Annotated in this window: 22 protein-coding genes and 4 pseudogenes; 10 read left to right on the forward strand and 16 right to left on the reverse strand. The window is 59.1% G+C overall.

The annotated features are described in order from the left end of the window. Window positions 1-29 precede the first annotated feature (29 nt). On the forward strand, window positions 30-1,250 hold the full coding sequence (locus WFR25_RS12700; protein WP_336971344.1) for a cytochrome P450: 1,221 nt from the start codon (window positions 30-32) through the stop codon (window positions 1,248-1,250). Window positions 1,251-1,468: 218 nt separating this feature from the next. Here WFR25_RS12700 and WFR25_RS12705 read toward each other — a convergent pair whose 3' ends face one another. The 3 genes from WFR25_RS12705 to WFR25_RS12715 form a co-directional block, all read right to left on the reverse strand. After that, window positions 1,469-1,729: a hypothetical protein gene (locus WFR25_RS12705; protein ID WP_336971345.1), complete on the reverse strand. Its 261-nt coding sequence runs from the start codon at window positions 1,727-1,729 to the stop codon at window positions 1,469-1,471. A 249-nt stretch (window positions 1,730-1,978) separates the two neighbouring features. Further along, window positions 1,979-3,469: an aldehyde dehydrogenase family protein gene (locus WFR25_RS12710; protein ID WP_336971346.1), complete on the reverse strand. Its 1,491-nt coding sequence runs from the start codon at window positions 3,467-3,469 to the stop codon at window positions 1,979-1,981. Then, window positions 3,466-5,088, reverse strand: coding sequence for a GMC family oxidoreductase (locus WFR25_RS12715; RefSeq protein ID WP_336971347.1), 1,623 nt, complete (start codon window positions 5,086-5,088; stop codon window positions 3,466-3,468). Before WFR25_RS12715 ends, WFR25_RS12710 begins: the two co-directional genes overlap by 4 nt. Before the next feature lie 555 nt (window positions 5,089-5,643). Between WFR25_RS12715 and WFR25_RS12720 the strand changes: the two genes are divergently transcribed. After that, window positions 5,644-5,877, forward strand: coding sequence for a hypothetical protein (locus tag WFR25_RS12720; RefSeq protein ID WP_336971348.1), 234 nt, complete (start codon window positions 5,644-5,646; stop codon window positions 5,875-5,877). 280 nt (window positions 5,878-6,157) lie between these two features. On the opposite strand, the gene WFR25_RS12725 is transcribed toward WFR25_RS12720, so the two are convergent. The 6 genes from WFR25_RS12725 to WFR25_RS12750 all read right to left on the reverse strand — a co-directional run bounded on the left by WFR25_RS12725 (window position 6,158) and on the right by WFR25_RS12750 (window position 12,378). Further along, window positions 6,158-7,000: an SDR family NAD(P)-dependent oxidoreductase gene (locus tag WFR25_RS12725; RefSeq protein WP_336974887.1), complete on the reverse strand. Its 843-nt coding sequence runs from the start codon at window positions 6,998-7,000 to the stop codon at window positions 6,158-6,160. After that, the gene (locus WFR25_RS12730) at window positions 7,000-8,106 is read right to left on the reverse strand and encodes a phosphotransferase (protein WP_336971349.1); all 1,107 of its coding nucleotides are present in this window, start codon (window positions 8,104-8,106) and stop codon (window positions 7,000-7,002) included. Before WFR25_RS12730 ends, WFR25_RS12725 begins: the two co-directional genes overlap by 1 nt. A gap of 42 nt (window positions 8,107-8,148) precedes the next feature. Further along, window positions 8,149-8,898 carry an SDR family NAD(P)-dependent oxidoreductase gene (locus WFR25_RS12735; RefSeq protein WP_336971351.1) on the reverse strand — a complete coding sequence of 250 codons (750 nt, stop codon included), beginning with the start codon at window positions 8,896-8,898 and terminating at the stop codon, window positions 8,149-8,151. 109 nt (window positions 8,899-9,007) lie between these two features. After that, window positions 9,008-10,186 carry a hypothetical protein gene (locus WFR25_RS12740; RefSeq protein WP_336971353.1) on the reverse strand — a complete coding sequence of 393 codons (1,179 nt, stop codon included), beginning with the start codon at window positions 10,184-10,186 and terminating at the stop codon, window positions 9,008-9,010. Beyond that, window positions 10,173-11,318: a sulfotransferase family protein gene (locus WFR25_RS12745; RefSeq protein ID WP_336971354.1), complete on the reverse strand. Its 1,146-nt coding sequence runs from the start codon at window positions 11,316-11,318 to the stop codon at window positions 10,173-10,175. Before WFR25_RS12745 ends, WFR25_RS12740 begins: the two co-directional genes overlap by 14 nt. Before the next feature lie 145 nt (window positions 11,319-11,463). Next, window positions 11,464-12,378: a helix-turn-helix transcriptional regulator gene (locus WFR25_RS12750; protein WP_336971356.1), complete on the reverse strand. Its 915-nt coding sequence runs from the start codon at window positions 12,376-12,378 to the stop codon at window positions 11,464-11,466. Window positions 12,379-12,487: 109 nt separating this feature from the next. Between WFR25_RS12750 and WFR25_RS12755 the strand changes: the two genes are divergently transcribed. From WFR25_RS12755 to WFR25_RS12780, 6 genes and pseudogenes are all read left to right on the forward strand, one after another. Next, on the forward strand, window positions 12,488-12,922 hold the full coding sequence (locus tag WFR25_RS12755) for an IMP dehydrogenase (protein WP_336971357.1): 435 nt from the start codon (window positions 12,488-12,490) through the stop codon (window positions 12,920-12,922). 380 nt (window positions 12,923-13,302) lie between these two features. Then, window positions 13,303-13,557: a type II toxin-antitoxin system Phd/YefM family antitoxin gene (locus WFR25_RS12760; protein ID WP_336971358.1), complete on the forward strand. Its 255-nt coding sequence runs from the start codon at window positions 13,303-13,305 to the stop codon at window positions 13,555-13,557. After that, entirely contained in the window at window positions 13,557-13,967 is a 411-nt protein-coding gene (locus tag WFR25_RS12765; protein WP_336971359.1) for a type II toxin-antitoxin system VapC family toxin, read from the forward strand. The genes WFR25_RS12760 and WFR25_RS12765 overlap by 1 nt, the downstream gene beginning before the upstream one ends. 458 nt (window positions 13,968-14,425) lie before the next feature. Continuing rightward, complete coding sequence (locus WFR25_RS12770; RefSeq protein WP_336971360.1) at window positions 14,426-15,628, forward strand: Ros/MucR family transcriptional regulator; 1,203 nt, start codon at window positions 14,426-14,428, stop codon at window positions 15,626-15,628. Window positions 15,629-16,691: 1,063 nt separating this feature from the next. Beyond that, window positions 16,692-17,132: a hypothetical protein gene (locus WFR25_RS12775; protein WP_336971362.1), complete on the forward strand. Its 441-nt coding sequence runs from the start codon at window positions 16,692-16,694 to the stop codon at window positions 17,130-17,132. Window positions 17,133-17,363: 231 nt separating this feature from the next. Then, a pseudogene (locus WFR25_RS12780) lies at window positions 17,364-18,208 on the forward strand (IS3 family transposase); the annotation flags it as partial. 88 nt (window positions 18,209-18,296) lie between these two features. On the opposite strand, the pseudogene istB (WFR25_RS12785) reads toward WFR25_RS12780, so the two are convergent. Then, a pseudogene (gene istB, locus WFR25_RS12785) lies at window positions 18,297-18,929 on the reverse strand (IS21-like element helper ATPase IstB); the annotation flags it as partial. A 147-nt stretch (window positions 18,930-19,076) separates the two neighbouring features. Between istB (WFR25_RS12785) and istA (WFR25_RS12790) the strand changes: the two are divergent. After that, a complete protein-coding gene (istA, locus tag WFR25_RS12790) occupies window positions 19,077-20,339 on the forward strand; it encodes an IS21 family transposase (protein WP_336970750.1) in 1,263 nt (420 codons plus the stop codon). After that, window positions 20,336-21,196 carry an IS21-like element helper ATPase IstB gene (gene istB / locus WFR25_RS12795; protein WP_212608798.1) on the forward strand — a complete coding sequence of 287 codons (861 nt, stop codon included), beginning with the start codon at window positions 20,336-20,338 and terminating at the stop codon, window positions 21,194-21,196. The genes istA (WFR25_RS12790) and istB (WFR25_RS12795) overlap by 4 nt, the downstream gene beginning before the upstream one ends. Before the next feature lie 76 nt (window positions 21,197-21,272). On the opposite strand, the pseudogene WFR25_RS12800 reads toward istB (WFR25_RS12795), so the two are convergent. The 6 genes and pseudogenes from WFR25_RS12800 to WFR25_RS12825 form a co-directional block, all read right to left on the reverse strand. Beyond that, window positions 21,273-21,431: pseudogene (locus tag WFR25_RS12800) on the reverse strand (ATP-binding protein); the annotation flags it as partial. After that, window positions 21,421-22,944 (reverse strand): IS21 family transposase, encoded by a 1,524-nt coding sequence (istA, locus tag WFR25_RS12805; RefSeq protein WP_336968217.1) that lies wholly within the window; start codon window positions 22,942-22,944, stop codon window positions 21,421-21,423. The gene istA (WFR25_RS12805) and the pseudogene WFR25_RS12800, both read right to left, overlap by 11 nt. A gap of 108 nt (window positions 22,945-23,052) precedes the next feature. Further along, window positions 23,053-23,442: pseudogene (locus WFR25_RS12810) on the reverse strand (IS110 family transposase); the annotation flags it as partial. A 101-nt stretch (window positions 23,443-23,543) separates the two neighbouring features. Beyond that, window positions 23,544-23,738 (reverse strand): helix-turn-helix transcriptional regulator, encoded by a 195-nt coding sequence (locus WFR25_RS12815; RefSeq protein ID WP_336971364.1) that lies wholly within the window; start codon window positions 23,736-23,738, stop codon window positions 23,544-23,546. An 846-nt stretch (window positions 23,739-24,584) separates the two neighbouring features. Then, a complete protein-coding gene (locus WFR25_RS12820; RefSeq protein ID WP_281825163.1) occupies window positions 24,585-25,673 on the reverse strand; it encodes a phosphotransferase in 1,089 nt (362 codons plus the stop codon). Continuing rightward, complete coding sequence (locus WFR25_RS12825; RefSeq protein WP_336971367.1) at window positions 25,670-26,839, reverse strand: acyl-CoA dehydrogenase family protein; 1,170 nt, start codon at window positions 26,837-26,839, stop codon at window positions 25,670-25,672. Before WFR25_RS12825 ends, WFR25_RS12820 begins: the two co-directional genes overlap by 4 nt. Between the last annotated feature and the right edge of the window lies 1 nt (window position 26,840).

Genomic DNA, 26,840 nt, shown 5'->3' on the forward strand with positions numbered 1-26,840 from the left:
ACATTTCTTATCATGCTTCGGAGATCATCATGACCGCACTCGTTCAGCAACCCCTGCCACCTCATGTGCCGGCCGAACTGGCGATGGCATTGCCGCTTTTTTCGCGCAAGATAATCTACGACAATCCGCAGGAAGTGCTAATCCCTGCCATGCATGCGGAGCTTCCGCCGATCACATATGTTACCAACATCTTTCCAGGCGATCAGCCCGGCTGGCTGCTGAAGAATGCCGAAGACGTGCAAGCGATGCTGCGCGATGCCGACAATTTCACCAAGAACGGCATGGGTAAATGGGCGCAGAATATCGGCGAGAACTGGCTGGTTATCCCGACAGAGGCTGATCCGCCAGTCCACACCGGCTATCGTAAGGCACTCAACAGCCATTTTGCGCCGCAGAAGATGTTCGCGATGAAGGAACAGGTGCGCGAGCGTGCCCGGACCTTGATAGATGCATTCAAGGATCGGGGACAGTGCGATTTCATCGCTGAATTTTCTGAGAAGTTCCCGATCTTCATCGTGCTTGACCTGCTGGGACTGCCGCAGGACCGCATGGCCCAGTTCCTGACATGGGAAAAGGAAATGTTGCACTCCAATGACTGGGAAGTGCGCGGGAACGCAGTGCGAAGCGTCAAAAACTATCTGCTCGAAGAGATCGAGGCTCGACGCCAGCAACCGCGCGACGATTATATCAGCAAGGTTCTTACCTTCGAAATCGACGGTCGCCTATGGAATGACGATGAAGTGTTGGGCCACTGTTTCAACCTCTACCTTGGTGGTCTTGACACGGTGACATCGCTGCTCGGCAACATATTCGACTATCTTGCGTCGCACCCGGACAAGCAGAACGAACTGCGTGCCGATCCTTCGCTGATCGTGCTTGCGGTCGAGGAATTTTTACGTGCTTTCGCTCCCGTTACGGCCTTCCGCATCGCGACCAAAGTCATTGAAATCCATGGTCAGACGATCATGCCCGGTGACTATGTGGCCTTCTGTTCGCCTGTTGTGGGTCGCGATCCGGCTTATTATGACAAACCGCAAGAAATACGCTTCGACCGCAAGGCGCCGCACATGTCGCTTGGAAGTGGTATCCATAAATGTCTGGGCATGCATCTTGCGCGACTGGAACTGCAAATCGCGGTAGAGGAGTTTCTTGCGAGCATGCCGGAATTCAGGATCAAGGATGGCTTCAAGGTGCCTTATTTCGTGGGCAACATTCTGCATGTTCCCGACTTGCATCTTCAGTGGAAGTGAAGGGCTTTAGATAGCATGATCCGGACTATCTTCAACTGAACGGCCATCATGCTTGATGGGTAGGACCCTCAAGGCGTCAGGCGCTTCGCCCGGATCGCCGCGCGTGCTTGCAAAGAAGGCAATATCGGCGCGGTGGTCATGGGATAGCGCCTAAGTCGACAGAGTAAGAAGTGGAACAGCCATCTGCCATGCAGATGACCGTTCCACTTCCGGCAAGGTCAATTGACGCGACGATGTTTGCCGCCATATTTTTTTCCGCAAAAGTCATTCAGATCCCGCATATCCTTGGCCGCGGCTTCAGCCAACACAGACGCGCATGGAATGTCAGTATTCACGGTCGAGACGCGAAGTTCCACGCGCTCGCGAAGCTCATCGAGATCTGCTCGCGTCAGGATATTCTTTTCGCGTAAATAGCAGATCAAGCTTTGCAGAAGTATCATGGCCTTGTCGCCGGAATTGATACTGTCTTCGTTCGTCACGTGCAGATCCTTCCATGGGTACATGGGGCGGATCGCCTTCTTCGCGCTTGCCTGTCCCCTTGATCTGAAATGGCTGAGCCGATGATGCTGCGCAACCAATTGCTGGATCTGGCGTGCCTCGCTCTTGTTTTAGTAAAACCCGTCGAAAGATAGGGCTGCATTTCGTAAGGGTGACAGGTGGCGGCGTTGACAAGAACAGGCATGGGAGCGCTCGAGCGCCGCCGGAGAGCCTCGGTCCTACCAGTATCACTAGATCCCCACAGGATAGAAGATCGATTTTTGGTTTTGATATTCGTGCAGCCAGTCCGGACCATATTCCCGTCCGACGCCAGACCGTTTGTAACCCCCGATCGGCGCATAGGACATCCGCCCGGTGCCACCGTTCAGCATGACGCTGCCGGCCCTGATCTGCATCGCCATCTCATATCCCTTGGCTGCATCGGCCGTTTCGATACCGCCGTTGAGGCCGTATCGGGAATCGTTCGCGATGCGAATTGCCTCTTCATCGTTGTCGAAACCGATGACGCAGCCGACCGGACCGAAGACCTCTTCCTGCGCAATCGTCATCTTGTTGTCGACATCATCGAAGATCGTGATTTCGGTGAAGAAGCCCTTGTCCAATCCTGCGGGACGCCCGCCACCATGGACGATTTTTGCGCCCTCGTCGCGGCCGGTGGCAATCAGATTTTCAACCTTCGCCCTTTGGGACTCGCGGATCAGCGGTCCCATGGCCACTGATGGATCGGCAGGGTCACCGATCTTGAACTGGCTAGCAATGGTGCAGGCGGTTTCAACAAATGCCTTCCTGATATTGTTGTGGACGACGAGGCGGGTGAGCAGGGCGCAGCCCTGGCCCGCGTTGACCGAGAGGACCGCCACAGCCATTGCCGCCGCCCGCGCGACGTCGGCATCGCTGCGGACGATCAATGCTGACTTGCCGCCGAGTTCGAGGTGCACCCGTTTCAGAGTTGGCGCAGCCTGTGCCATGATAGCGGCGCCAACGCCTTCGGACCCGGTGAAACTAACAAGATCGACCCGCGGATCGCTGGTCAGCATGGCGCCGACCTCCGGCCCACCTGTGATGATGTTCAGCACGCCTCTGGGCAATCCGATCTCGTCGGCGATTTCGCCGAACAGCAGCGCGGAAAAGGGGGTGAAGGGAGAGGGCTTCAACACCAGCGTATTGCCGGCGAGCAGCGCGGGCACGATCTTCGCCAGATTGATCAGAAACGGAAAATTATAGCCGGTAATGCCAGCGACCACGCCCACAGGCTCTCGTATTACGGTGGTTCCACCGATCTTTTTCGGGCCATCCGGGTTGAACGGGTCGGGGGTGATGTCGAGCGGCAGGCGAACGCTGTCATCGCGCGTCGAATGATCCAAAGCGGCAAGTAGGTGATCGAGAGGGTTGGCGACCTGCATCCCATGCGTGACATCTTGTGCGCAGCCCACCTCCGCCACGATCAGCGCAGCGATTTGCTGCCGCCGCGCGTCCAGTGCTGCATGCATCCGACGCAGATAGTCAGCGCGTTCGGCTATCGCCATGTGCGGCCAGATGCCGCTGTCGAATGCGGCGCGCGCCGCCGCGATCGCTGCCTCCGCTGCAACGGCATTGCCTACAGGCGCGCGGCCGATAAGAGCTTCGGTGGCCGGGTTGATGATGTCATCGCGCTCAGGGCCAGCAGAGACCCAGGTGCCGTCGATATAGAGCTTGTCAAATGTGGTGAAGGCTATGGTCATCGGCTGCTGTCCTGATTAGCGCGCAGGATCATGTCTGCGGCGTTGAGCGCGATCGCCATGGCTGGCGCATTGGTGTTGCCCGACACGATGGTCGGCATGATCGAGGTATCGACAACGCGCAGGCCGGTTACGCCCCGCACGCGAAGCTGGGGGTCGAGTACGGCGCCGTCGTCCACGCCCATCCGGCATGTCCCGCAGATGTGGAACGATGTGCCGCCCAAGCCAATGGCGTTCGCCAGGATATCCTCGTCGGCCTCGATACCGACGGTCTTGCCCGTTTCCTCGACGATCCAATCCTTGAGTGCAGGCTGTCGGGCAAGGCGGCGGAGCCAGTGGAACAGGGAGACGAAGTGCGTCCGATCCGCATCGCTGGCCAGATGGTTGGCATCAATGATGGGTGGGGCATTCGGGTCGGCAGAGCCTATTTTCACAGTGCCCTGGCTATCGGGCCGCATATAATAGGCTATGACGGTCAGGCCGGGATATGGGTCCAAAGCCACCGCGCCCTTGTCGTCCGTGTGGAAGGAATAGAGGCCCATGCCGACCTGTGCGTCAGGTCGATCGAGCGTCGCTTCGGTCTTGATGAAGCCACCGACTTCATGGGCTGCATGGGTCAGGGGGCCTTTCGATCCGAAGAGATAGCGAAAGGCCGATACTATGAGACCAAGCCCGGACAGCTTCTGATTCAGGCTGTTCCCCCGCACCTTGTAGGTGAAATCCAGATAGCGATGTTCGCGAAGATTGGCGCCTACGTCGGGTGCATCGACGACGACCGGGATATCGAGCGATTCGAGCAAGGCCCGTGGACCGATGCCCGATAGTTGCAGCAGCTTGGGACTCTGCACCGCGCCAGCGGAAAGGATGATTTCCCGCCGCGCCTCGACCTCATGAAGTCCATCCTTGTTCCGCAGCAGGATACCGCAGGCCCGCTGCCCCTCAAACAAGATGCGCACCGCATCCGTTTGCGGCACGATGTCGAGATTGGGTCGATTTCGTACCGGCTTCAAAAAGGCACGGGAAGCGGAGAAGCGCTTGCCGCGATAGGTGGATGTTGGCTGATAGGCCATTCCGCCCTCGGTGACGGCGGGCATGTCGTTCATGTCGTCCACCCGTTGCGTCCCGGCTTGCTCGGCGGCGGTCAGAAAGGCTTCGCAAAGAGGGTCGCCGGAAGGGTGAATGCTCACCTTGAGCGGGCCACCGGCACCACGCCACGCCTTGGCACCAAGCGCATGATCTTCCAGCGCAACAAAATGGTGGCCCATAGTCTGCCATCCCCAGCCAGTGCAGCCGGCCGCTTCCCAGGCATCGTAATCGGCCGGAGCGCCACGCACATAGACCATGCCATTGATCGAACTCGACCCGCCGATCGTCCGTCCTTTAAGCCAGGTTTCCTGTGGTGCGTTGCCGCCGGGGGATACGGCATAGTCCCAGACATGAGGATTGCCCGGCGCCAGCAGCTTGCCGATGCCTCGTGGCATGGCAATCAGGGGGCTGGTATCGTTGGGGCCGGCTTCAACCAGAAGGACGGTGACCGCCGGATCGGCGGAGAGCCGGTTTGCCAGGACGCAACCCGACGACCCAGCGCCAACAATGATATAGTCGTACCGATCCTGACGCATGCCTGTCCTATTCCTCGCCATGCGGCTTCAGACCATCGCGCGCCTGTTCCCCCACCTGCCGAATGATAGGTCGCGGTCCCTTCAGTATTTAAAGGCAAGGTGACGGGAGGAAGACCACCAGTTCAAATCAGGGCGGCCCGCAAGGATATGCTTCCACGCAGCCGCCTTCGCTTTCGATAACGGCTCGGGACCCATTCCCAGCCCGCCGAAAGTGCATGTCAGCAAAGACCTATCAGGCGCCTGCGCCGTATCTGGGGCTCGCCTGGGATTTAACTCGGAGATCTTCGGGGCGCCGCAGCAATATGGGCTGAGCTTGCGCTATAATATGGGCAAATAATGGTGAGACAATAGGCTTCAATGACGCCGGCGCATGACTTGGCGTCATCCGTTTATCGATGTTTGGCTGTCCGAATTGGTTACCCCGGTAGCGAAGGAGCCGTTCTCCTAGAACTTTAGGCTGCGGTAGCGTGTGATAGACGGCGGAAGCGACGGGCATGGTGTCCAGGCCAGGCCTGAGGATTGCATACTCGTTATCGAAGCCGCCAGCGAAGGATCATGCCAATCCCATTCTCTTTTGGAGTTGGTGGCTCGTCGCGCCGTCATGCTTTAATTCTTCTTCGCTATCGCGAAGCGGGAATGCCCGGCTCATTCTTCGGTACCATGAACAATGCTGCTTTCATCGTTTCCCTTTGGATAGGGCGGTTGAGATCGCAACGAGAAGCGCATCATTTGGTACAAGGTGCGCTGACGCAGATTTCAGGATTCTTTTTCGTTCTTCCCTGGCTATGAATTTATTGTCATATTTTAATGTTCGCAAAATATGCTGGCTGTCGATTATCTGAAAATATGAATTTATAACTCCATGACCGTTATGCTCAATGCATAAAGGGCCAACAAAAATTACAGAATCTATTCTCTCGGACAGGTGATTAGGCATTGTGTGGCGCTTATCCTGCTCGCATGGCCGATGCATATTTCAACGCAATAGAGAGGCTGCGGAAATATTTTTCTGCATACATATTTTTGAAAGCAAGAAGATGCCCAGCTACAATAGTCATTTTTTCACCCGTTAACCCCAAGTCAAAATCTGTTGAGCGGTTTCAGCCGCAAAAAGAGTATGTGGGTGTTTAATCTGTTGATCGATAAACCGATCCATATCCGCCATGCGTTCGCGACTCCTGTCCAGGATGTGTTGGCTGGTCACGGCGAGGAAATGTCCTTCGCGCATTGCGCTCAATATGATTTCCGCTGCCTCCGCTGCCTCGATCATGGTCACCGCCTCACCCGCACCGCGTACGTCCAGCGGGCGGCCAAAGGCCATCATATGATCGCCGATATTGGTGGCGACGGGGCCAGGGCAGAAGCAGGTGACGCCGATTCCGCGCGGTTTGAGGTACAGTGCAAGCCCCTCCGACAGTTGGACCACCGCGGCCTTGCTCGTCGCATAGGGCAGGCGGTCGTAGCCAAAGCCATAGAGACCATCGGCCGACGCGACGTTGATAAGGTGCCCACTAGCTTGCGCCAGAAAATGTGGCAGAAACACATGGTTGCTCCGCACGATCGCCATCAGGTTGATGTCGAACACGCGTTGCCATTCCTCCAGCGGAATGTCCTCGGGATAGCCAATACTGATGGCCGCGGCATTGTTCATGACGATGTCGATCCGCCCGAAGCGGTCTAGCGCCAGATTGTGCATGCGGACGAAGGCGTCTTCGTCGCGCACGTCGCAGGTAAGTGGAACGGCACGACCGCCCGCCTCGGCAATGACGGCGCCAACCTCCTGTAGCCGCGATTGCGTCGTGCCCGCGAGTATCACCGCACAGCCTGCCTTGGCCAGTGCGATCGCCGTGGCGCGGCCGACGCCGCTGCCCGCGCCGGTGACGATCGCGACCTTGCCATCCAGATCCTGCATCACGCGATCTCCGCGATGAGCCGCGCAGTGTCGTGATCCTCAAATGCAGTGGTCAGGCGAAAATGGTTCATCACGTTGATTTCCCATCCGTAATTTACCACCGGCGTCGTCAGCCAGCCGATATAGACACCCCACATCAGGCAACGACCAAATTCGATAAAACTTTCCTCGAAGGACGGTACGTCCGTGACGCCTTCCGCCGCTAGCCGGTCGAGATAGAAGCGCACCAGATCCTTTTCATGGTTGCGACGGTCTTCCACGGAAAGGGATGAGGTCACGAGATAGCTGACATCATGCATATGGTGCCCGCGGCAAGTGAGCTGCCAATCGAGGAGGCCGCCCGACCCATCCGGCAGCAGATAGGTGTTGCCGATATGCATGTCGCCCTCGACCAGTGTCTGGGGCAACGTCTGCTGGTGTCGATGCAGCGCAAAGGTGCCGTTGCGTAGGTCCGGTCCGGTAGTATGCAGCCGTTGCACCATCTCGCGCTTGAAGGACACGGTGTCGATCTCATGCTGGATCAGCGGCTCGGCGCCGTACATCATCAGGTCCGAGACCTTGCCCTCGACATGGCTGCCGGTCCAAGCCAGATCGCCACCTGGGCGCAGGCGCGGGTTTTCCCAGAAGCGGGCATGAAGTTTGGCCTGTTGCGAGAGGATGGAGCGGACACTGTCGAGCGACACTGGCGAAAGCACATTGGGAAAGGTCGCGCCGCGCAGGTTGAGATCCTCCAGCACGATAGCGAAGTCGCTCGATTCCGCGTCGAATCCCGCGCCGAAAGAACGAGGTGTCTCCACATCCAGTTCGGGGCGCACACGATTGTAGAAGTTGACCTCATTCTCGTAGAAAGGTGCCAATATCTTGTCGACCCCACGCGCGACCTTAATCACCAGCCGCGTGGGCAGGTTGGCGGGGCTGCCCACGCCATAGCGGACGTCGACGACCACGCGCCCGGCGGTCGATACGAACTGTTCGCCATAGGTCTTCGCCTCCACCGTGCTGATCTCGGCGATGGTCACGCCGGGCACGGCCTGCGCCATAAGCGCGGTCAGATAGGCGGGCGTGATGTCGTTTGCGGATGTCGGGTGCGCCAGTTGTGCGGCCATGATCCAGGTCCTTTCTCATTTTATTGCTTCAAGAGGCGGTGCCTATCCGGCCATGATTCCGCCATCGACCGCCCAGCAGGCGCCATGCACGCGCCGGGCCCGCTCAGAAGCGAGAAACAAAAGCGGCTCCACTACATCCTCGGGAGGGCAAGGTGGGCGCATTCCGGTGTAGCGACCGAGCAGCTTGGGGTCGGCGAAATCCGGAAAGGTCATGCCCTGCGTCATCTCCGTCCGCATCGGGCCGGGGGCAAGAACGTTGATCCGCACGGGACTGTTCATCATCTCCATCGCAAGCGACAGGGTCAAGCCGACCAATCCGAATTTCGATGCTGTATAAGGCGCCAGATAGGCCTGCCCCATGAACCCAGCTGTCGATGCCACGCTGACGATATTGCCATGGCTTTCGACCAGATGCGGCATCGCGGCCTGCATCAGGAAGAAGGGGCCGGAAAGATTGGAAGCGATGGTGCGGTGCCATTCCTTTACGGTGATGGCGGATAGTTGGTGGAACATCACATCGGCGGCGATGTTACACAACACGTCCAGCCGCCCGAAGGCGGCAATCGCGCTCGCAATCGCTGCGATGCAATCCTCGGCATTGCCGAGGTCGAATGCCAGTTCGACACAATGACCACCTCCCTCCCGGATCAACCGTCCGGTTTCCTGCAGCTTGTCCAGACTACGTCCCAACAAGCATAGCGAAGCGCCTTCACGCGCAAAGGCCAGGCTGGCCGCGCGCCCCAGTCCGGAGCCGGCTCCCGTGATCAGCACAACTTTGCCGGTGAACTCCATCGGGATTATCCTCTTCCAGAACGGCGTCGACAGGAAGCGGCCGCACTTTTCAGTGACTGTATAGGCATGGCCTGTGCACCCATCCTGTCGCGGGATGGGGTCCATTATCTCACCAGCGGCGACGCCATTGTGCGCCCCGCCTGCGCACTCGGATCGTTTCATCGCGCTGCTGCGGCGTGACAAATGGGGTGTCCGGAGGGAGATGGGATCTAATATCGGCAGCGGGCACGATCTTGAGCACTGGCTCCGGCCGCGAACTCGCACCGGTCCAGCGCAGCATCAGCGATCCTTCGCTGCGTCCCGCCGGGTCCAGCCAATTGGGAATGCCTGGATCGTCGAGCGCGATGACGGCGCGGAAACGACCATCGCTGTCCAGTCGCGCCTGCGCTGCATTGAGGCTGCTTTGATGGTTGATCCAGTCGATCGTGTTCCACAGCGGGTCGTTGAGTTGCACGTTCCAGTAGCGGACTTGGTCAGGCAGGGGGGTCTCGAGGATCATCGCCTCGCCGCGCGCCAGCCGGAAGATGCCCTGATAATAATGCTGGCCGGCGACGCCGCCGCGACCTGCCCAGTCGTCATAAGCCAGGGTGTTGACGAAGCCCTGTTCCCGCTGCTGCTGGCCATAGCTGAGCGCAAACGTGGCGTAGCGTTCGACAAAGGCGGCCAGGCGGTCGAGCCGGCGGTTGATCTCAGCCACCGGGATCGGCGCGCTGCCAACGGGACGATCGACCCGTTCGATGGCGATGCGCAGGTCCCGACCCGCTCCCCAGTCATAATAAGCATGGCGCAGGCCGATCGTGATCGCGCGCGGATCCAGTGGGAACCAGTCGCCGTCATGGCCATCGGGCCGTTCGCCGCCCAGCAGGATGTCGAACGCGCCATCGGGACCCAAAGTACAGGTGTCGAGGTCGATCATTCCGACCGACGGTCCCAGATCCTCCATTGGACCCAGGCCGCCCGCGACGAGATCGAGAAACACGAACACGCCGTCGCCGCGCGTGCCGGACAGGCGATACTGGCCCTTGCCGTCGATGCGTGCGGCACCATAGATAAAGTCGGGATTGACGCCGACCGTATTGAGGATGCTACTGACCGAGGGCACGAAATCGGGGTGATCGGGATCGGCAAAGGCGGTTTGGTAGCCGGTGGCGAGCGCGGCGAAGAGCAGGCGATGGACCTCGGCCCGCGCCAGCGGGTCCGCAGGGTCGGCGAGCCGCTCCAGTACAGTGTCGGCCCCGGCAATGCGATCCAGCCAGCCACGCCATTCCGAAGAATCAGATATAGGCACGGTATGTCTCGATATATTCGGCGAATGTGTCGCTAACTTGCTCGCTGGTCAGGCCGTAGTCGGCCAGCGTATAGCTGCGCGGTCCATGTTTGCCGGCCGGATTGTCATGCAGCCAGCCCAGGATGCCTTTTTCCGACTCCGGGGTGAAATCCCAGCCGAAATGATCATAGGCGGCGCGAATGGTCGAGACCGGATCGGCGACCAAATCCTTGTAGCGCATATCAAAGATCGGCAGGTCCGGATACGCCTTGCGATAGTCCATGCTGCACTTCACCCCATCCCACCACAATTGCAGGAACTCCGCGCCCAGCGCGTGGAGATCGAGATGATCGTAGGACGGCGCACGAATGACACTGATCAGTTGCGAGATGGAGGCAATGACGGTGGTCGGATCGCGATGGGGCTGAATGAAGATTGCGTCAGGATAGACCTGACGCAGAGCAGGCAGCTTGTACATATGTTCCTGAATCTTGAGCACCCAATGCTTGCCGGGATGGCGCCAGCCCAGATGCTGGAGCCACATCTTATGCACTTCGTAGCGGAAGGTCGCGTCAATGCCCTTGAACCAGTCGTAGAACCGGGGGAGCTTCTGGAACATGCAGGGGTTGCTGCTCTGGAACGACGTCGTCATAAACGATCCGCATTCCTGCGGGATCTTCGCGCCCAGCGGATGGGCTTTCAACAGTTCGTCGGCATCGGCGCCAAGTTGCGCGCGGAGATGTTTGTCGAAGCGAGCGATGCGCGGATCACTGTCGGCAGTCGCGGCTTGCGGCGGAGGCGAGGGTTCGGCCACTTCCCACATCAACGGAGTGCGAACCTGTGGGTCGCCGTCCATCAGCGCGTGGAGAAAGCTGGTGCCGCAACGGGGTAGACCCAGGATGAAAAGCGGCTGCCTGATCTCGACATCGGCGATCTGGGGATAGCGCGCGCGATCGTCGGCGATCGCCTTCAGCCGTGAGAGGTCGTCAGCGATGATGTGGAGCGCACGGGCATGGCCATTGCTATTGAGGTCGCGATCCTCCTCCATCGACGCGAGCAATTGCTCCAGCCCCGGTCGCACATTGTCCCGCAAATAGTCGGGCAAGGGATACTGGTTCAGCAGCATATCTGCATCCGGAAACCGTGCCGTCATGACTTTCGTTGCCATCCTACCTGTGCCTCATTTACTAATGTGTGGCAGACAGAATGGAGCGCGCAGGCACGGATGGGAAGCCGTCGCGCCGCCTATGTCGCGTATCACAAACAAGTGTCGGAAATTGAGATGCGAGCCGCCGGGTTCAGCTAATCAGCAGCCTGTCGCGAAACTGCTGCGGCGAACAATCTTCTATCTGGCGAAAGGCGACACTGAAGGATGCAGTATTGGCAAAACCGCAGCGGTAGGCGATTTCCTTTATCAGGAGCGATTTGTCTGCCAGCAGGTCCTTTGCCAGGGCCAGCATATGACGACGACAAAAGGCTGCCGGACTTTCCCCAGTGGCCGCGCGGAACAGGCGTTCATAATGTCGTATGCTAATGCCGCGGTCCGCCGCGAGCTGTTCCGTATTGACCCTGCCGGCCTCTTCGCGAACACGCGCTATAAGGGTACGCAAATAATGCTGGTCAAGCGTTCCGCGCCGCGCAAGGCCTGGTTTCTCATCGCGTGCGAATTGCTGCACCATTTCGGCAGCCAGTGCCACGCTGATCGAATCCAACACCAACTGCGAACACAGGCCCGGCGCTGCCAGTTCCTGCTCCGCCCTGAGGAGCAGGGCTTTGATATGCGGATTGCGCATGTCGATCGTGTCCCCCAATTGATGATCCGACAATTCCATCGACAGGCCGGTGATCGCGGGGATGTCTATTCTGCAAAAAAGCGATCTTTGTTCCTGTTGCCACCAGCGTGTGTGAAACCTGCGCGCCGCGGGATAAAAGCGCACCTCACCCTGCTGATTTAATCCAGCATTAGCTGAGCTGAGATAGCGCCCGACAGACGGGAAATGCGTAAACTCAAAATAACTGCAGGGCGGTGCGAAGACGATCTCGCTTTGTTCTTGCCAGTAAAATCGCCGAATTTCAAAACGTGCCCCCACGGCCGCTGTGGCAGCATCGATGGATGTGTCGAATTCCTGGGGGAACACGAAATCGATGTCCCTGGTTCCGACATGGCGAGGAATAGAAGTCTGACAATCAGATTGATCGACGATGTCCTGCACACTCGTTCCTTCTGCATCGATCGGAATGATAGGCGTTCGATCTCATTCTGAGAAGCTGAATGATAAGCCTGTGGCTCGTAACCGGTTTGGCGGAAACCAAGATAGGCTCATGAGGTATTCGCAGTGGCGGGCCGAAGCGATTGCGTGGATCAAACAGACCCATCCGGGGCGTGCCCATGTTGGAGCGGGCAATGCCGTCGATCAAGAGGGCTTCCGCTATCTGGCTGACGCGGGGGCCGATTTCATCAAGGTCGGGATCGGCGGCGGCTCCATCTGTATCACCCGAGAACAGAAGGGCATCGGTCGCGGGCAGGCGTCCGCCGTTCTCGACGTGGCGCAGGCCCGCGCGGCCGATCATCGCGAAACGGACATCTATGTCCCCATCTGTTCGGATGGTGGTATCGGCCAGGATTATCACGTCACCGTCGCCCTCGCGATGGGGGCCGACTTCGTCATGCTGGGCCGCTATTTCGCGCGGTTCGATGAGGCGCCCGGCGCCAAGGTCCATATCAACAACCAGGTGATGAAGGAATATTGGGGCTAGGGTAGCAGCCGAGCGCGAAACTGGGAGCGCTACGATCATGGTGATGGCAAGGAAGGCTCCCGCCAGATGATCTTTGAGGAGGGCGTTGACAGCGTGAGAGACGGGCGCGGCAAACTTGGCGATACCTGAAGTGCCCCGACGCTGGAGAGGATGAGACCCCCGGCGTCGGGGCGACATTCAAACGGCCGGAATAATCCCGTCGGCACGCAACGGCGCAAGTGACTGAAATTGCTAGGATGTTTCGTCGAACTCGTGGCGTTCAAGGCGCACATGTTCCTGCCCATTGTTCGGACCGCGGACATCATCGGCAGGATCGAAGATCATCCATCTTGAAAATGCGCTCGTTACTGACTAGTGTTCTGACTAGATAGGAGGCAGTCATGCGGCATTGGCCTGTACAGGATGCGAAGGCGCGATTCAGCGAGATGCTGGAGGCATGTGCGGCGGAGGGCGCGCAGCTCGTCACCAAGCGCGGTGTCGAAGCCGCCGTGCTGATACCCGTCGAGGAATGGAAGCGCTTGAACGCCCGTTCCCGTCCGACGCTCAAGGATTTGTTGCTTCAGGACGAGGCGCGGGGTGACCTGATTATTCCCGTCCGCGGGAAGGGACGTCGGCGGGCGGTCACTGCGCTCTGATGTATCTTCTCGATACGAACATCGTCTCGGAAATGCGACGCAAGAAGCCGCATGGCGCGGTCCAGGCGTGGCTGGAGGCGGTCGACGACCAAAATCTGCATCTGTCGGCTATAACGCTCGGCGAGATCCAGGCCGGGATCGAACTGACGCGCGACAATGACCCTGATCGGGCGAACGAACTGCAACAATGGGCCGATGCGGTGGCGCAAACCTTCAACATCTTGCCAATGGACGCCGCCTGCTTCCGGCTTTGGGCACGCCTCATGCATCGTAAGCCCGATAGCCTCTATGAGGATGCGATGATCGCGGCGACCGCCATGGCCCATGGACTGACGGTAGTTACACGCAACGTGAAGGATTTTACGACGTTCGACGTCCCGCTGCTCAATCCCTTTACGGCCCCGCGTTGAGGCACGCCTCCACCCTGACAAACCCCGAACAGCGCTTGAGGCTCAGCTCCGTAAAGGCTCCGTCGATCTCGTTTGCCCGTTGAGTTTGTCCTTCACCACCTTGGCGGGTGAGAATGTCAGTTTCTTCGAGCAAGCAATGCTCGTTCCAGTATTGCAACCGCGTCGGTCATTGCATTCACCCTGTCCTTCCCAAGGCGTGGACAGGGAAGGCGACCTTAGGCCCCAATCAGTTCCTGGTCCAAGCCCTGCGCGAACAGCGCCTCAGCGACGGACCGCTCTGGGAGGACATTGCCTGCACCGCGAACAGGTGATCAAAAACCGGGCGTGGATTGTCGACCCATCGACGTACTCAAGTACGCCAGCATTGATCTCATCTAGCGATCGGTAGAGTTTTCTCCCGATACTCTAGCTTTTTGAGGAAGGAGAGCTGAAAGGCGGCGAAGCCAACATGTTTTCCATTGTTCCAGCACCAGCCGGGCGGGATCATAGATGCTGACGCTCGATACGTGGAACCAGCCAAGACTATCTGTCGCTCATCCAGCATTGCGCTAATCCTGCTGAAAGCGCGATATAGACATCGGCCGGAGGCGCAGCATTTACTTATCCACAACATAAGGGCAGTAGTCACCTGGGTATCGCAGACCGAGATAAGGAAAGAGACAATCATGGCAGACATCGAACAGCCCGACCTCACCGGGCTGACCGTCCAGCTCCTGAGCGCCTATGTGTCAAACAACAGTGTCGCCAGCGAAGACCTCGCCAAATTGATCAGGGAAACGCGAGCGGCGTTGACGGACAGCGGCGAAGCTGAAGCAGTTGAAGAGGCGGCGGTTGTGCATGTTCCGGCAGTCTCGATCCGCAAGAGCCTGGCGTCGCGCGATCACATCATAAGCCTGATCGATGGTAAGCCATACAAGACACTCAAGCGGCATCTCGCTGCCAACGGGCTTACGCCGGCTGAGTATCGCGAACGCTATTCGCTACCCAAATCCTATCCGATGGTCGCGCCCACCTATTCAGCGGCGCGTCGCGAGACTGCGGCGAAAATTGGCTTGGGGCGCAAACCCCGCACGCCGGAAGAGGTCGCGTTTGGCGCCGCTTTGTCGTCCGCGCCTGTTGAACAGCCGGCAATGCTTCCGGAGGCTGAACTCAAGAAGCCTGCGCGGGGCAAGGCTGTAAAGGCGGCGGCAACCGCGAGGCCGGTCAACGCTTCAAAGACTGTTATGCCTGCGGTGAAGAAGGACAGTCCCGCGCCCGTGGCTGCACAAGATGGTGCGGCTGCAACTGTGGCTATGACCGCTTTGGAACCGGCGGTCACCAAGGCCGCCCGCAAGTCCTCCACAAAACCCGCAATTGCCAAGGCGTCGCGTGCCAAGGTAGCGAAGTCTGCAGGGAAGAAGGTCGGGCCGGTTGTTGCTGATGCAGCAGTAGATAAGGTTCCGCCGGCTCCTGTGTCGGAAATCATCCGGGAGCCGGTAGCGGCCAAGGCTCCGCGCAAGTCAGCGGCAAAGCCTGCAAGCAAGAAGACATCTCCCGCCAAGGTACGCGACAAAACGCCCCTTGAGGGCACGGCGGTCGATATTATAGCGGCCCCCAAGAAGAAGCTGGGAATTCGGACGGCGAAGGCTGCTTCCGCGACGGAAAGCCCCGCAGAAAGCTGAAGCGACGTGCGCTCGCCTAACTTTTTGGGGTGGCGGGCGCATATGTCCATGCTCTGGATGTGAGCCTTTTGCAGCTCAGCCCGTCTGGTGAAACGATAACCCTGCTGTTCAAAGCCCATGACGCAAGGAAGCTATGGGCTCTGCGAAGTTGCTCATCGCCTCGATCTGCCTGCACTCGGCTTTTGTAGCAGCAACGATCCTGCATCAGGCAAGACAAGACTAATGCTGCGGGTTCGGCAGTCGTGGCCGATCAGATTGCGAGTGTTCCGGTCAATAGGCCCATTGGCAGTGTGAACATAAGGGGCATGCGACGATGTCGACCTTGTCTTCTTCTATCGGTGATGAATACGCCTTGCTTCGATCCGGCCCACAGACCAATTCGCTCAGCCAACCTGCCGATATCGGCCTCGACATATTTAGGGATGAGAGCCGCTCTTCAATTTTCGCCGCGTTCGCCCTGCGGGTTTCGCCTGATCCTTACATTCCTGACCTTTGTCCGGCTTCCGTTTACCCTTGCGCGGCTGGACGTACTGACCGCTTTTCCGCGGGTGGAGGAGGCGAGGGGGGGGAGGCGTTTTGTGGCGGAGGGCGAGAGAGCGGGGAACGGTCGCAGGAGAAGAGACTCGCGGCTGGAATTATCACTTGCTTCGCGGTCGATTGAACAGATTGTGGTCGCGCATAGGAAAAGTGGTGGTGGTGATCGCGGTGGTGATTTTCCCAGTTTAATCAGGTCCTGGTAACGCAGGAACGCAAAAAAGCCTGGATAACCGCAGTATCCGAGGGACTGCCATTCGAACGCAAGCCCAATATGGGTTAGCAAACCATATTTGCGATGCGGAAATTCGCCGAAATCTTCAACCCCTGTATTGCGCTTACGGGATGTGACAGGGCGAACCGCAATTGGGACGGCACATTTCGACATCGAAGGGAATGGGGCGGGTGCATCGGCCATCAACGCGGCTCGCTCCCATCTTGGTTGACGGTTATTTTGCAGAAGACTGGGACAGTTTCGCGTTTTCCTGGGCCTACGGAAATGATAGATTTTCGATGAAGGACAGACATCATGTCGCATTGTGAACAGAAGGACATCGCGGAGGAGGCGAGCCTGCCGTTGAGGATCGGTGATTGGCTCTGGCGTCCAGGCTATGCGAAGCTCTGGTGGGCCGCCGTGCCACTGTATTGGCTGGGTATGGGGTTCAGCCAGCGCTCTGAGGTTCTGTATCATTTCTACAGTTCAGCGCTTGCCGGATATTTAACGATCTTCTTTTTTCCACCTCTGGTGGCGCTGATCCAATGTCACGAGTTTTTCCGGGAATGGTTGAGGAAGATACCTCAGGCGGACGGGGAACCGCTCTTTCCAGACGAGATGTTCCTGAGATCTGACAGCTATGGTCCATCGGGCATGCCGTGGGAATTCGACCCGCTGGACCCTCGTTCTGGAACTCTTTGGTTGGGAAACACGCTCAATCCGTTGAACCCCGGATATATCAATCGCGCTTCTTGAAAGCGGGATCGCCATCCATCGGCCCCCTGTCGAGATCATTCGTAAAACTACCGCTGTTGAGGATCGAAGCCTGCTCGAAAGAAGTGACCGGGGCGGTGATATCCGCTGTGCCGCGTCTACTGTCTGCTTCTCCAAGATAGCGGTTTCGCAGGCCCTGCGGCCCGCATTTGATCTGCCCCCTGCTGAGTGGCCCAGAGACTATGATAGTCTGGACCACGAAAGGGACATCGAATGCCATTCAAGAAGCACAAGCCTGAAGAGATTATCGGCAAGCTGCGTGAAGTTGAGATCGTGCTGGCGCAGGGCGCGAGCACTGCCGAGGCTTGTCGCCGGATCGCAGTTAGCGAGCAGACCTATTATCGCTGGCGCAAGGAATATGGGGGTCTGAAGACCGATCAAGCGCGGCGGATGAAGGACCTGGAGAAGGAGAACCTGCGGCTGCGCCGGGCGATCTCAGATCTGACCCTGGACAAGCTGATTTTGCAGGAAGCTGCACGGGGAAACTTCTAAGCTCTGCGCGGCGGCGATGCTGTATCGATCATGTGCGCCGGGAGCTTCCGGTATCCGAACGACGGATATGCCGGATGCTGGGCCAGCATCGATCGACGCAGCGCAACGTGCCACGCGGGGCAGATGACGAGCAGGCGTTGACCGAGGACATCATCGCGCTGGCAAAGCAATATGGTCGTTACGGCTATCGCCGGGTGACGGCATTGCTGTGCCATGCGGGATGGACGGTGAATCATAAACGGGTCGAGCGGATTTGGGGGCGTGAGGGGCTCAAGGTCCCGCAACGTCAGCCAAAACGTGGACGCCTGTGGCTCAACGATGGATCATGCATCCGACTGCGCCCGGAATATCCGGGGCATGTATGGGCTTACGACTTTGTCGAAGGTCGCACGCATGATGGCCGAAAGTTCCGCATCCTGACCATCATCGATGAGGCCAGCCGGGAGTGCATGGCGCTCATCGTTGCTCGCCAGCTCAAACATGAGGACGTACTGGCAGCTTTGGCGGACCTGTTCATCTCGCGTGGCCCGCCTGCACATATACGATCCGATAATGGGGCCGAGTTCACCGTGTTGATTGCCGTTGAGAAGTGACCCGGGGTTTTCATCGAGAAGTGACCCACCTTGCGATTATGTTTCGGATGTCACCGTTGGGTCAAGATGAGGTTTTCTCCTTTCGCGCTGTGGGCTGCTGAGCAGAGCTGTTTTTGAACCGGAAGCTGTCGTTGCCGGTTTCAAGGATGTGGCAGTGATGGGTCAGCCGATCGAGCAGCGCTGTGGTCATCTTGGCATCACCGAACACGGTGGCCCATTCACTGAAGCTGAGGTTGGTGGTGATGATGACGCTGGTGCGCTCGTAAAGTTTGCTGAGCAGATGGAACAGCAATGCACCGCCTGAGGCGCTGAACGGCAGATAGCCGAGCTCATCGAGGATCACGAGATCGGCGTGGGCGAGCCTTCCGGCGACCTGGCCTGCCTTGCCCTGGGCCTTCTCCTGTTCGAGCGCATTAACCAACTCGACGGTGGAGAAGAACCGCACCCGTTTTCGATGATGCTCGATGGCCTGAACGCCCAGCGCTGTCGCGATGTGGGTCTTGCCGGTGCCGGGGCCGCCGACCAGCACGATGTTGTCGGCAACGTCGATAAACTCACAGCGGTGAAGCTGGCGCACCAGCGCTTCGTTGATCTCACTGCTGGCGAAGTCGAAGCCTGCCAGGTCGCGATAGGCCGGGAACCGCGCAGCCTTGAGTTGATAGGATACCGATCGCACCTCTCGTTCAGCAGTTGTCATCGGTCGTGCAATTCTCCGCAAAAGTGGGCTTTGAAAATTCCCTAGTTGGTGGCCCCTTCATCTCATTCTGCCGGGGCTAGCCCCGGCAGAATGAGATGAGCCGACATTGTCCTCATCTCCTTTGCAGACGCGGAGACGGGGCCGATGATCCGACTTGGAGAATTGATGATGATCCTCGAACTACATCGGCAGGGTGTATCGATATCCGGCATTGCCCGACGCACTGGTCGCGATCCCAAGACCATCCGAAAATATATCGAACGGGGCATCGAGGCCCCGGTTTACGGCCCTCGCATGCTGGGTCGACCGAACAAACTGGCACCCTATCTGGAATTTTTGCGTGAGCGAGTGACGGCCTTTCCCGATCTGACTGCGGCGCGCCTGACGCGGGAAATCCGTGAGCTGGGATATATGGGCGCCTATACCGCGGTAAAGCGGTTCCTGGCAGCGATCCGGCCGGAAAACGGGCCTAAGCCCTTTGAGGTTCGGTTCGAGACGCCGCCTGGCGTGCAGGCACAGGTCGACTTTGCCCGGTTCGTCGTCGAATTTACCGATGAGCCCGGCGTCAGCCGGATCGTCTGGCTGTTCAGCCTGGTGCTGGGACATTCGCGCTTCCTGTTTGCGCGCTACGTCATGCATCAGGATCTCCAAAGCCTGTTGCGCTGTCATATGCAGGCCTTTGAAGCGCTCGGCGGCGTCCCGATCGAGATCCTCTACGATCGCATGAAAACCGCTGTGACCGGGGAAGATGATCAGGGCCACATCATCTACAATCGATCATTGCTGGCTCTGGCCGGGCATTATCGCTTCGTGCCGCGCGCCTGCCGTCCCTATCGGGCCAAGACCAAGGGAAAGGTCGAGCGGCCATTCAGCTATATCCGCAAGGACTTCTTCCTGGGCCGGAGCTTCCGCAATCTGGACGATCTCAATGTCCAGCTGATCGACTGGCTCGATACCGTCGCCAACGTCCGTGTCCACGGCACGACGCAGCGGATTATTGCTGAAGCCTTCGCCGCCGAGCAGCCTGAGTTGCAGCTGCTCCCGGCGGGCCGCTTTGACGCTGTTCTGAAGCTGGAGCGCCGCGTCAGCCACGATGGGATGGTCTCGGTCGGCGGCAATTACTACAGCGTTCCCGATCGCACCCGGCGCGTCGTCGAAATCCAGCAGTTGCCCGACAAGATCCGGATCGTAGACCTGGGCCAGGTCATTGCCGAGCACCCGGTTCTTGAGGGGCGCCGGCAGTACAGGATCGATCCTGCGCACCGGACAGGCAGCAGCGGCGCCAAGCGCCGTATCCATGGCAAAGAGGTAATCGCCATCGGTCGTGTAGGCGAGCATGTCACCGTGCGCTCCCTGGCCATCTATCAAGCGATCGGCAGCCAACTGGCGCGGGGAGAACGGCCATGAACCATGGGGGTGCCGCATCCCGCGTCGATAATATCCGCCGCAGCCTGGTCCATCTCAAAATGCCACGCGCCCTGGAGATGCTCGACGCCACCCTGCGCGGCATAGAGCAGGGCAAAATCGATGGCATCGAGGCCATCGACATATTGCTGAACGAAGAACTGTCGCTCCGGGAGAACCGCAGGATCAAGGCAGCCCTGCGCATGGCAAGGCTGCCGATCATCAAGACGCTGGACGGATATGACTTCTCCTTCCAGCCATCGCTCGACCGGAACCGCATCCTGGCGCTCGCTGGCCTGGACTTCATCAACCGGGCCGAGGTGGTGCATCTGCTGGGCCCGCCCGGTACCGGGAAAAGCCATATCGCCACGGCCCTTGCCGTCGAGGCCGTGAAGGCGGGCAAGAGCGTCTACTTCATCCCGCTCGCCGATCTGATCGCTTCACTGACCAAGGCTGAACGCGAGGGCACGTTGCGCGAGAAGATCCGCTTCCTATGCCGATCCTCCCTGCTCGTCGTCGACGAGATCGGGTATCTTCCCGTCACGCCCGGCGGCGGCAATCTCTTCTTCCAGCTCGTCAACGCCCGATACGAAAAGGGTGCCATGATCCTGACATCCAACCGCGGCTTCGCCGAATGGGGTGATGTCTTTGGCGATCCGGTGGTGGCCACCGCGCTGCTCGACCGCCTTCTTCACCACGCTGTGGTCGTCCAGATCGAGGGCTCCAGCTATCGCATGCGACAGCACGCCGACCTGCTGCCCGAGCATGCGCGCATGGCACCGTCCATCAACCCACCGCCCTTGCCGAAACGGCGCGGCCGCCCGCCAGCAAAGGAAAAGCCCGATCTCCATCACGGCTGATCACCGACACAAACCCTCCCGCCAAACTAGGGAATTTTAGATGCCCACTTTTGCGGAATCTTCGGTGCCCGTTGACAGCAGTCTCCGCCTTCAGGAGCTGGGACAGGATCGGGATGGCGGCATCGAACGCCGGTGCACCCTGTTCCATGAGATCGGTAACGGCCTGCGCCATGCCGTGCATCTTGAGGCTGCGCAGCATGACGATAATAGCGCCGCTGGCGGGATCATGACGCATGGCGGCTCTCCCGACGCAGAGCGTCATAGCGCTCGACATTGGCCATCGGCTCGCTGACCAGTCTCAGCGCCTGTGGCGCCGTGACCGGCGGCGTTGTCAGCGGCTTGCCGTCGAGCAGACGGTGCAGGAGGTTGAGGATATGGGTCTTGGTTGGAACGCCCCCCTCCAACGCCATCGTGACGGCCGTCAGCACGGTCTGCTCGTCATGATGCAGCACCAGGGCCAGGATCTCGACCATCTCCCTGTCACCGCCAGGAGACCGCAACAGATGCCGCTGCAGCCGCTGGAAGGGATCAGGCAGTTCAAGGAACGGCGCCCCATTGCGCAGGGCACCTGGCTTGCGCTGCACCACCGCCAGATAATGGCGCCAGTCATAGACGGTGCGCCCCGGCCCATCGTGGGATCGTTCGATGATACGCTGGTGTTCGCACAGCAACTGTCCCTCGGCGACCACCAGGAAGCGGTCGGGATAGACGCGCAGGCTGACGGGGCGGTTGGCGAACGACGCCGGCACGCTGTAGCGGTTGCGCTCGAGATGGACGAGGCAGGTCGGTGAGACCCGCTTGCCATACTCGACAAAGCCATCGAACGCCCTGCCTGTCGGCATCAGGCTCGCCACCTCATCCGCCCAGGCATCAGCGACAGACCCGGGCTCGATTCCGTGCGGAATATCCTGCCATAGCGCCTTGCAGCGCTCCTCCAGCCAGATGTTCAAAGCGTCGAGGCTCTGAGTCTGGGGGACAGGCTGCCACAGGCGATGCCGTGCATCCTGCACGTTCTTCTCGACCTGGCCCTTCTCCCACCCAGCGGCCGGATTACAGAACTCGGCCTCGAACAGATAATGGCTCACCATCGTCAGGAAGCGGGCGTTGACGGTCCGGCTCTTGCCGCGCCCGACCTTGTCGACGGCAGTCCTCATGTTGTCGTAGATGCCGCGTCGCGGCACGCCGCCCAGCACGCGGAACGCATGATTATGGGCGTCGAACAGCATCTCGTGGGTCTGCAGTAGATAGGCCCGCACAAAGAAGGCGCGACTGTAGCTGAGCTTGAAGTGCGCGACCTGCAGCTTGGTGCGCACGCCATCGATGATCGCCCAGTCCTCGCTCCAGTCGAACTGGAACGCCTCACCCGGTGCGAAGGACAACGGCACGAAGGTGCCTCTGCCGCTCATCTGCTGCTGGCGGCGATAATCATCACGCCAGTCCCGGGCAAAGGCCGCGACACGGCCATAGGAACCGTCAAAGCCGAGGCTCACCAGATCGGCATACAACTGCTTGACCGTGCGCTTCTGCTTGCGCGGACGGCCCATCTCCCGCCTCAGCCAGGCTGTCAGCCGCTCGACGAACGGGTCCAGCTTGCTCGGTCGCTCCGGCACCTTGAACTGCGGCTCGATCGTGTCCGACCGCAGATATTTACGAACGGTGTTGCGGGAAAGACCGGTGCGCCTGGCTATCTCCCGGATCGATAGATGATCGCGGTAATGCCACCGCCGGATAACGCTCAATAATGCCATGTCCAACACTCCATGGTCCCCCGCTCGTCAAAGCCAGGGACGTGTTCAAACATGGGTCACTTCTCAGTGGAAATTACTGGCTTCCCCGGGTCACTTCTCAACGGCAATCAACACCTCGTGACTTTCATCGGGCACCCATACAGCGGTAAGCTCGCCAGCGCGCAGCAACCTCGCCAGACCGATTGCGTCGCGTCGATTCGTCTTCACCTGATCACCCGGCCGGCGCGGGATGAGCGATGGCGCGACCACGATGCAGTCGAACCCCATCGACCTCAGCAATCGGTGAAGACCGTAACCCGTGGGCCCTGCCTCATAGCAGAAGGTAACCGACTCGTGCCTGGCCGCCAGTCGCTTTACCCATCGTCGCGTGCTCGCCTCGTCAGTATCGAACTCGCCCAGATATCTCACGTCGCCTTGCCTTCCGCCGTCCGCGATCGCGACCGCGTTGCGCAGTTTCGCTACATCGATGCCGACAAAAACCTCCGCTGAATGTTCCATGATCGTCCTCCGAGATGGCGATGGACTCGGCCCTCCGAGCAACCCTCGCCATCAGAGTGTAAGCGTCGGGTCGCTCTCAGTCGCTCAGCGGACATACGGTCTTACGCTGTTCGATAACCTGCCGGATTTGCAATCCAACGAGCCACTTCGGAGGCATGCCAACCCGATGCGTTGTCACTGATCGGCAATTGTCTTGGAAATGTGCCTTTTGCGATTTTTCGGTAAACGGTGGCCCGGCTTAGACCTGTCCGTCGCAGGACTTCCGCGATCCTGAGGATACGCTCGTCACTTTCCATTTGGCACGACCTCAAAGGGTCTGCCCGCCACGTGCATGTTATGATCGAAAGTTGCCGCCTTTGCAACTGGGGGCCCCCCAAGCACCGCAGAGCTTTCGAGTTGAACGCGCTAAGACGCTCCCCAAGTCGATCATATTTCGAACTTCTTCAAGCATCCCACAGTAAAAACAAGACAATTAGTCGCGATCTATCGCTCCGCATTCAAGAATGCAGGGGTCCTGGAGTATTGATCCTGTCCCCATCACGGGCACGGGGCATCCTTCAGGCGGCCTCACCGTTGCGAGCGGTCGCCTGTCATCATCATCATTTGCTCCGACCGTGCGCCTCAGACATTGGAATTCCGTGTTCATTGGCGCGCAGGTTCAAGAACCCTGAAAGGGCATGTAGCACTGCGTGCTTGCTGGTCCGTTCATTCAATAGCCCAGGCGCCGAGCCAAAAACCTCCTTCATCATGTTTCGATCATGGTACCGGGTCGAAGGGTTCATCGCTCCGTTGCGAGTGTGTAGCGCCTTCGACCCTCGTTTGATCAAGCCTAAGATGATTCGATCCCAGTGATGGTGCAAGGGGGAAGGCGCTGTATAGCCGGTGGAGGCACTGTAGTTCCGATTTCGGCACAACAGTACCGATTTTGACAATTTTAACAGCCACGCAGCGGCATCTGCGCCTTTGGTGACCGCGCTATGCTCGCGACTCGCATCCACATGCTGGAGAACCACGTCGCATGGTGGAGTTGGACTTGCAGCAAGTTGGATACCAAACATTTCTCGCTGAACGTCGCTATGCTGCTTGCGACCGGGACAACGGCCTTATCGCTGCCCAATTCGGGAGCATCTGAGAAGCACCGCTCAGGCGTGTGAAGGTCTTTGAAGCGGGTTCGGCTCCGCCTGTTCCCAGGCAATTTGGGCCAGTTCCGGGAAGACCGCTGCACGATCTCTTGCCTGGGCCGAAGCGGCAGTACCTCGGATACACCGGCCCTTTATTCCATGAAAGATCGCCGCCATCCGGAAAAAGTTGAATGCGAGATAGAATTGATAGTGCGGCATCGTCTTACGTCCCGCACGACCACAATAAGAATCCAGATAGTCCTGTTCCGAAGGGATATTAAGCGCGGCAAGGTCCGCCCCGCGCAGGCCGGCGACTATGTGAGGCGGCATTCGATACATCATCGCGTGATATGCGAAATCCGCTCCTGGATGACCGAGCGTGGAAAGCTCCCAATCCAGCACCGCCAGAACTCTGGGTTCGGTCGGGTGGAAGATCATGTTGTCGCAGCGGAAGTCTCCGTGAACGAGGGCCGTGACGTCGCCTTCGTCCGGGATGGCACCCGGCAGCCATTCGATTAACTTGTCCATGTTCGGATCGCGGCCGGCATCGCTGTCTTCGAGATACTGCTTCGTCCACCGTCCGATCTGGCGGGAAAAATAGTTACCCGATCGGCCATAGTCGCCCAACCCCACGCCATTAAAATCGACACTGTGCAGCTTGGCCAGCGTTGTATTCATGGCTTCAAAGTAGTGCGGCCGGTCTTCCCGGCTGACCTCAGGGAACGTTGTGTCCCAGAAGATGCGGCCTTGGACCATGTCCATGACATAGAACCACGTTCCGAGAACCGATTCATCGACACACAAACCATGAATGTGCGGAACGGGAAACTCGACGCTCCCCAGCGCGGATATCACCTTCGCCTCGCGCTCGATCGCATGGGCACCCTTCAACAACTGACCCGGCGGCTTACGCCGCAGGACATAGTCGTGTAATGGCGTCTTCAGCATGTAGGTCGGATTGGATTGGCCGCCCTTGAACTGCGCGATGGAGAGCGGACCGGTGAAGCCCGCTACGTTCGCCGTCATCCATGCCTGGAGCGCCCCAGCATCTATCGCAAAGCCCTGCCTGACTGCGGTCGTACCGACATTTTCCCAAATGTCCGCACTCATAGTGAGAGCGCCTCCTTCATTTCGCGCTTGATCCGCTTCGCCAACGACCATTTGTGAACCTCAGTGGGGCCGTCATAAATGCGAAATGCGCGGACCTCGCGGAAGACCTGCTCGACGATCGTGTCCTTCGTCACGCCGGTACCACCCATCACCTGTACGCATTTGTCGGCGATCCGCATCAGCGCCTCCGAAACAGCGACCTTGGCCATCGAGCTTTCCGACGTACCGAGAGAGCCAGAATCGAGCACGCCCGCCGCCCAGTCGATCATCAGTTCGCACTGCTTGATGTCGATGCGGTTCTCGGCGAGCATGAAGCCTACACCTTCGTGATCTATCAGCGGCTTTCCGAAAGCCATGCGACGACAGGCATATGAACTGGCGATCTCCTGAGCGCGGATGCAAGCACCCAGCCACCGCATACAATGCGACAAGCGTGCCGGAGACAGGCGAACCTGAGCATATTTGAAACCTTCCCCTGCCGCGCCAAGCATCTGGTCGGCGGGCACGCGCAGATTGTCGATCGCAACGATGGCGTGGCCGCCGGGCATGGAACTGTCGATCGTATCGAGGACTCGCTCGATACGGATCGCCGGGTCGGGAAGGTCGACCAGAAACATGCAGGCACCGACGTCAGCCTTCGCCATCACGATACCGACTTTCGCACCCCCGGCCCCGGTGATGAAGGCCTTGCGCCCGTTGATCACCCAGTGGTTACCATCGTGCAGGCAAATCGTCTGCATCATCGAGGGGTCGGACCCGGCTCCTCCGTCCTCGGCGGGCTCGGTCATGAAAAAGGCGGAACGCGCCGAGCCGGAAACCAGTGGAGCGAGAAAACGCTGCTTCTGTTCCGCATTGGCGACGTGGCCAAGCAGATACATGTTACCTTCGTCCGGCGCCATTGTGTTGCAGGCGAGCGGGCCCAGAGGAGAAAGACCCGAGCGAATAAGGACGAGCGCTGTCTCACGCTGGGAGAGATGCGAACCGTCAGCAAGGATGTGGGGGGTGAGCACGCGCGCTTCGCGGGCCAGCGCCCGCAATTCTGCGACGAGACCGTCCGATGGCCCATGGACTGTGCAACGGGGATCTTTTTCATAGGGGATGACCGCATCACGAACGAAATGTTCTACGGCGTTGGCTATTTCAACGGCTCTGCCGGTAACGGTCACG

The sequence above is a fragment of the Sphingobium aromaticiconvertens genome, from assembly GCF_037154075.1.
GTDB classification, from domain to species: Bacteria; Pseudomonadota; Alphaproteobacteria; order Sphingomonadales; family Sphingomonadaceae; genus Sphingobium; species Sphingobium aromaticiconvertens.

Bases quoted from the DNA above. Each gene is read 5' to 3' on its own strand.
- WFR25_RS12700 (WP_336971344.1), top strand. From the start codon at position 30: ATGACCGCACTCGTTCAGCAACCCCTGCCACCTCATGTGCCGGCCGAA.
- WFR25_RS12710 (WP_336971346.1), bottom strand. From the start codon at position 3,469: ATGACCATAGCCTTCACCACATTTGACAAGCTCTATATCGACGGCACC.
- WFR25_RS12715 (WP_336971347.1), bottom strand. From the start codon at position 5,088: ATGCGTCAGGATCGGTACGACTATATCATTGTTGGCGCTGGGTCGTCG.
- WFR25_RS12720 (WP_336971348.1), top strand. From the start codon at position 5,644: ATGCCAATCCCATTCTCTTTTGGAGTTGGTGGCTCGTCGCGCCGTCAT.
- WFR25_RS12725 (WP_336974887.1), bottom strand. From the start codon at position 7,000: ATGCAGGATCTGGATGGCAAGGTCGCGATCGTCACCGGCGCGGGCAGC.
- WFR25_RS12730 (WP_336971349.1), bottom strand. From the start codon at position 8,106: ATGGCCGCACAACTGGCGCACCCGACATCCGCAAACGACATCACGCCC.
- WFR25_RS12735 (WP_336971351.1), bottom strand. From the start codon at position 8,898: ATGGAGTTCACCGGCAAAGTTGTGCTGATCACGGGAGCCGGCTCCGGA.
- WFR25_RS12745 (WP_336971354.1), bottom strand. From the start codon at position 11,318: ATGACGGCACGGTTTCCGGATGCAGATATGCTGCTGAACCAGTATCCC.
- WFR25_RS12755 (WP_336971357.1), top strand. From the start codon at position 12,488: ATGAGGTATTCGCAGTGGCGGGCCGAAGCGATTGCGTGGATCAAACAG.
- WFR25_RS12760 (WP_336971358.1), top strand. From the start codon at position 13,303: ATGCGGCATTGGCCTGTACAGGATGCGAAGGCGCGATTCAGCGAGATG.
- WFR25_RS12765 (WP_336971359.1), top strand. From the start codon at position 13,557: ATGTATCTTCTCGATACGAACATCGTCTCGGAAATGCGACGCAAGAAG.
- WFR25_RS12775 (WP_336971362.1), top strand. From the start codon at position 16,692: ATGTCGCATTGTGAACAGAAGGACATCGCGGAGGAGGCGAGCCTGCCG.
- istA (WP_336970750.1), top strand. From the start codon at position 19,077: ATGATCCGACTTGGAGAATTGATGATGATCCTCGAACTACATCGGCAG.
- istB (WP_212608798.1), top strand. From the start codon at position 20,336: ATGAACCATGGGGGTGCCGCATCCCGCGTCGATAATATCCGCCGCAGC.
- istA (WP_336968217.1), bottom strand. From the start codon at position 22,944: ATGGCATTATTGAGCGTTATCCGGCGGTGGCATTACCGCGATCATCTA.
- WFR25_RS12815 (WP_336971364.1), bottom strand. From the start codon at position 23,738: ATGGAAAGTGACGAGCGTATCCTCAGGATCGCGGAAGTCCTGCGACGG.
- WFR25_RS12820 (WP_281825163.1), bottom strand. From the start codon at position 25,673: ATGAGTGCGGACATTTGGGAAAATGTCGGTACGACCGCAGTCAGGCAG.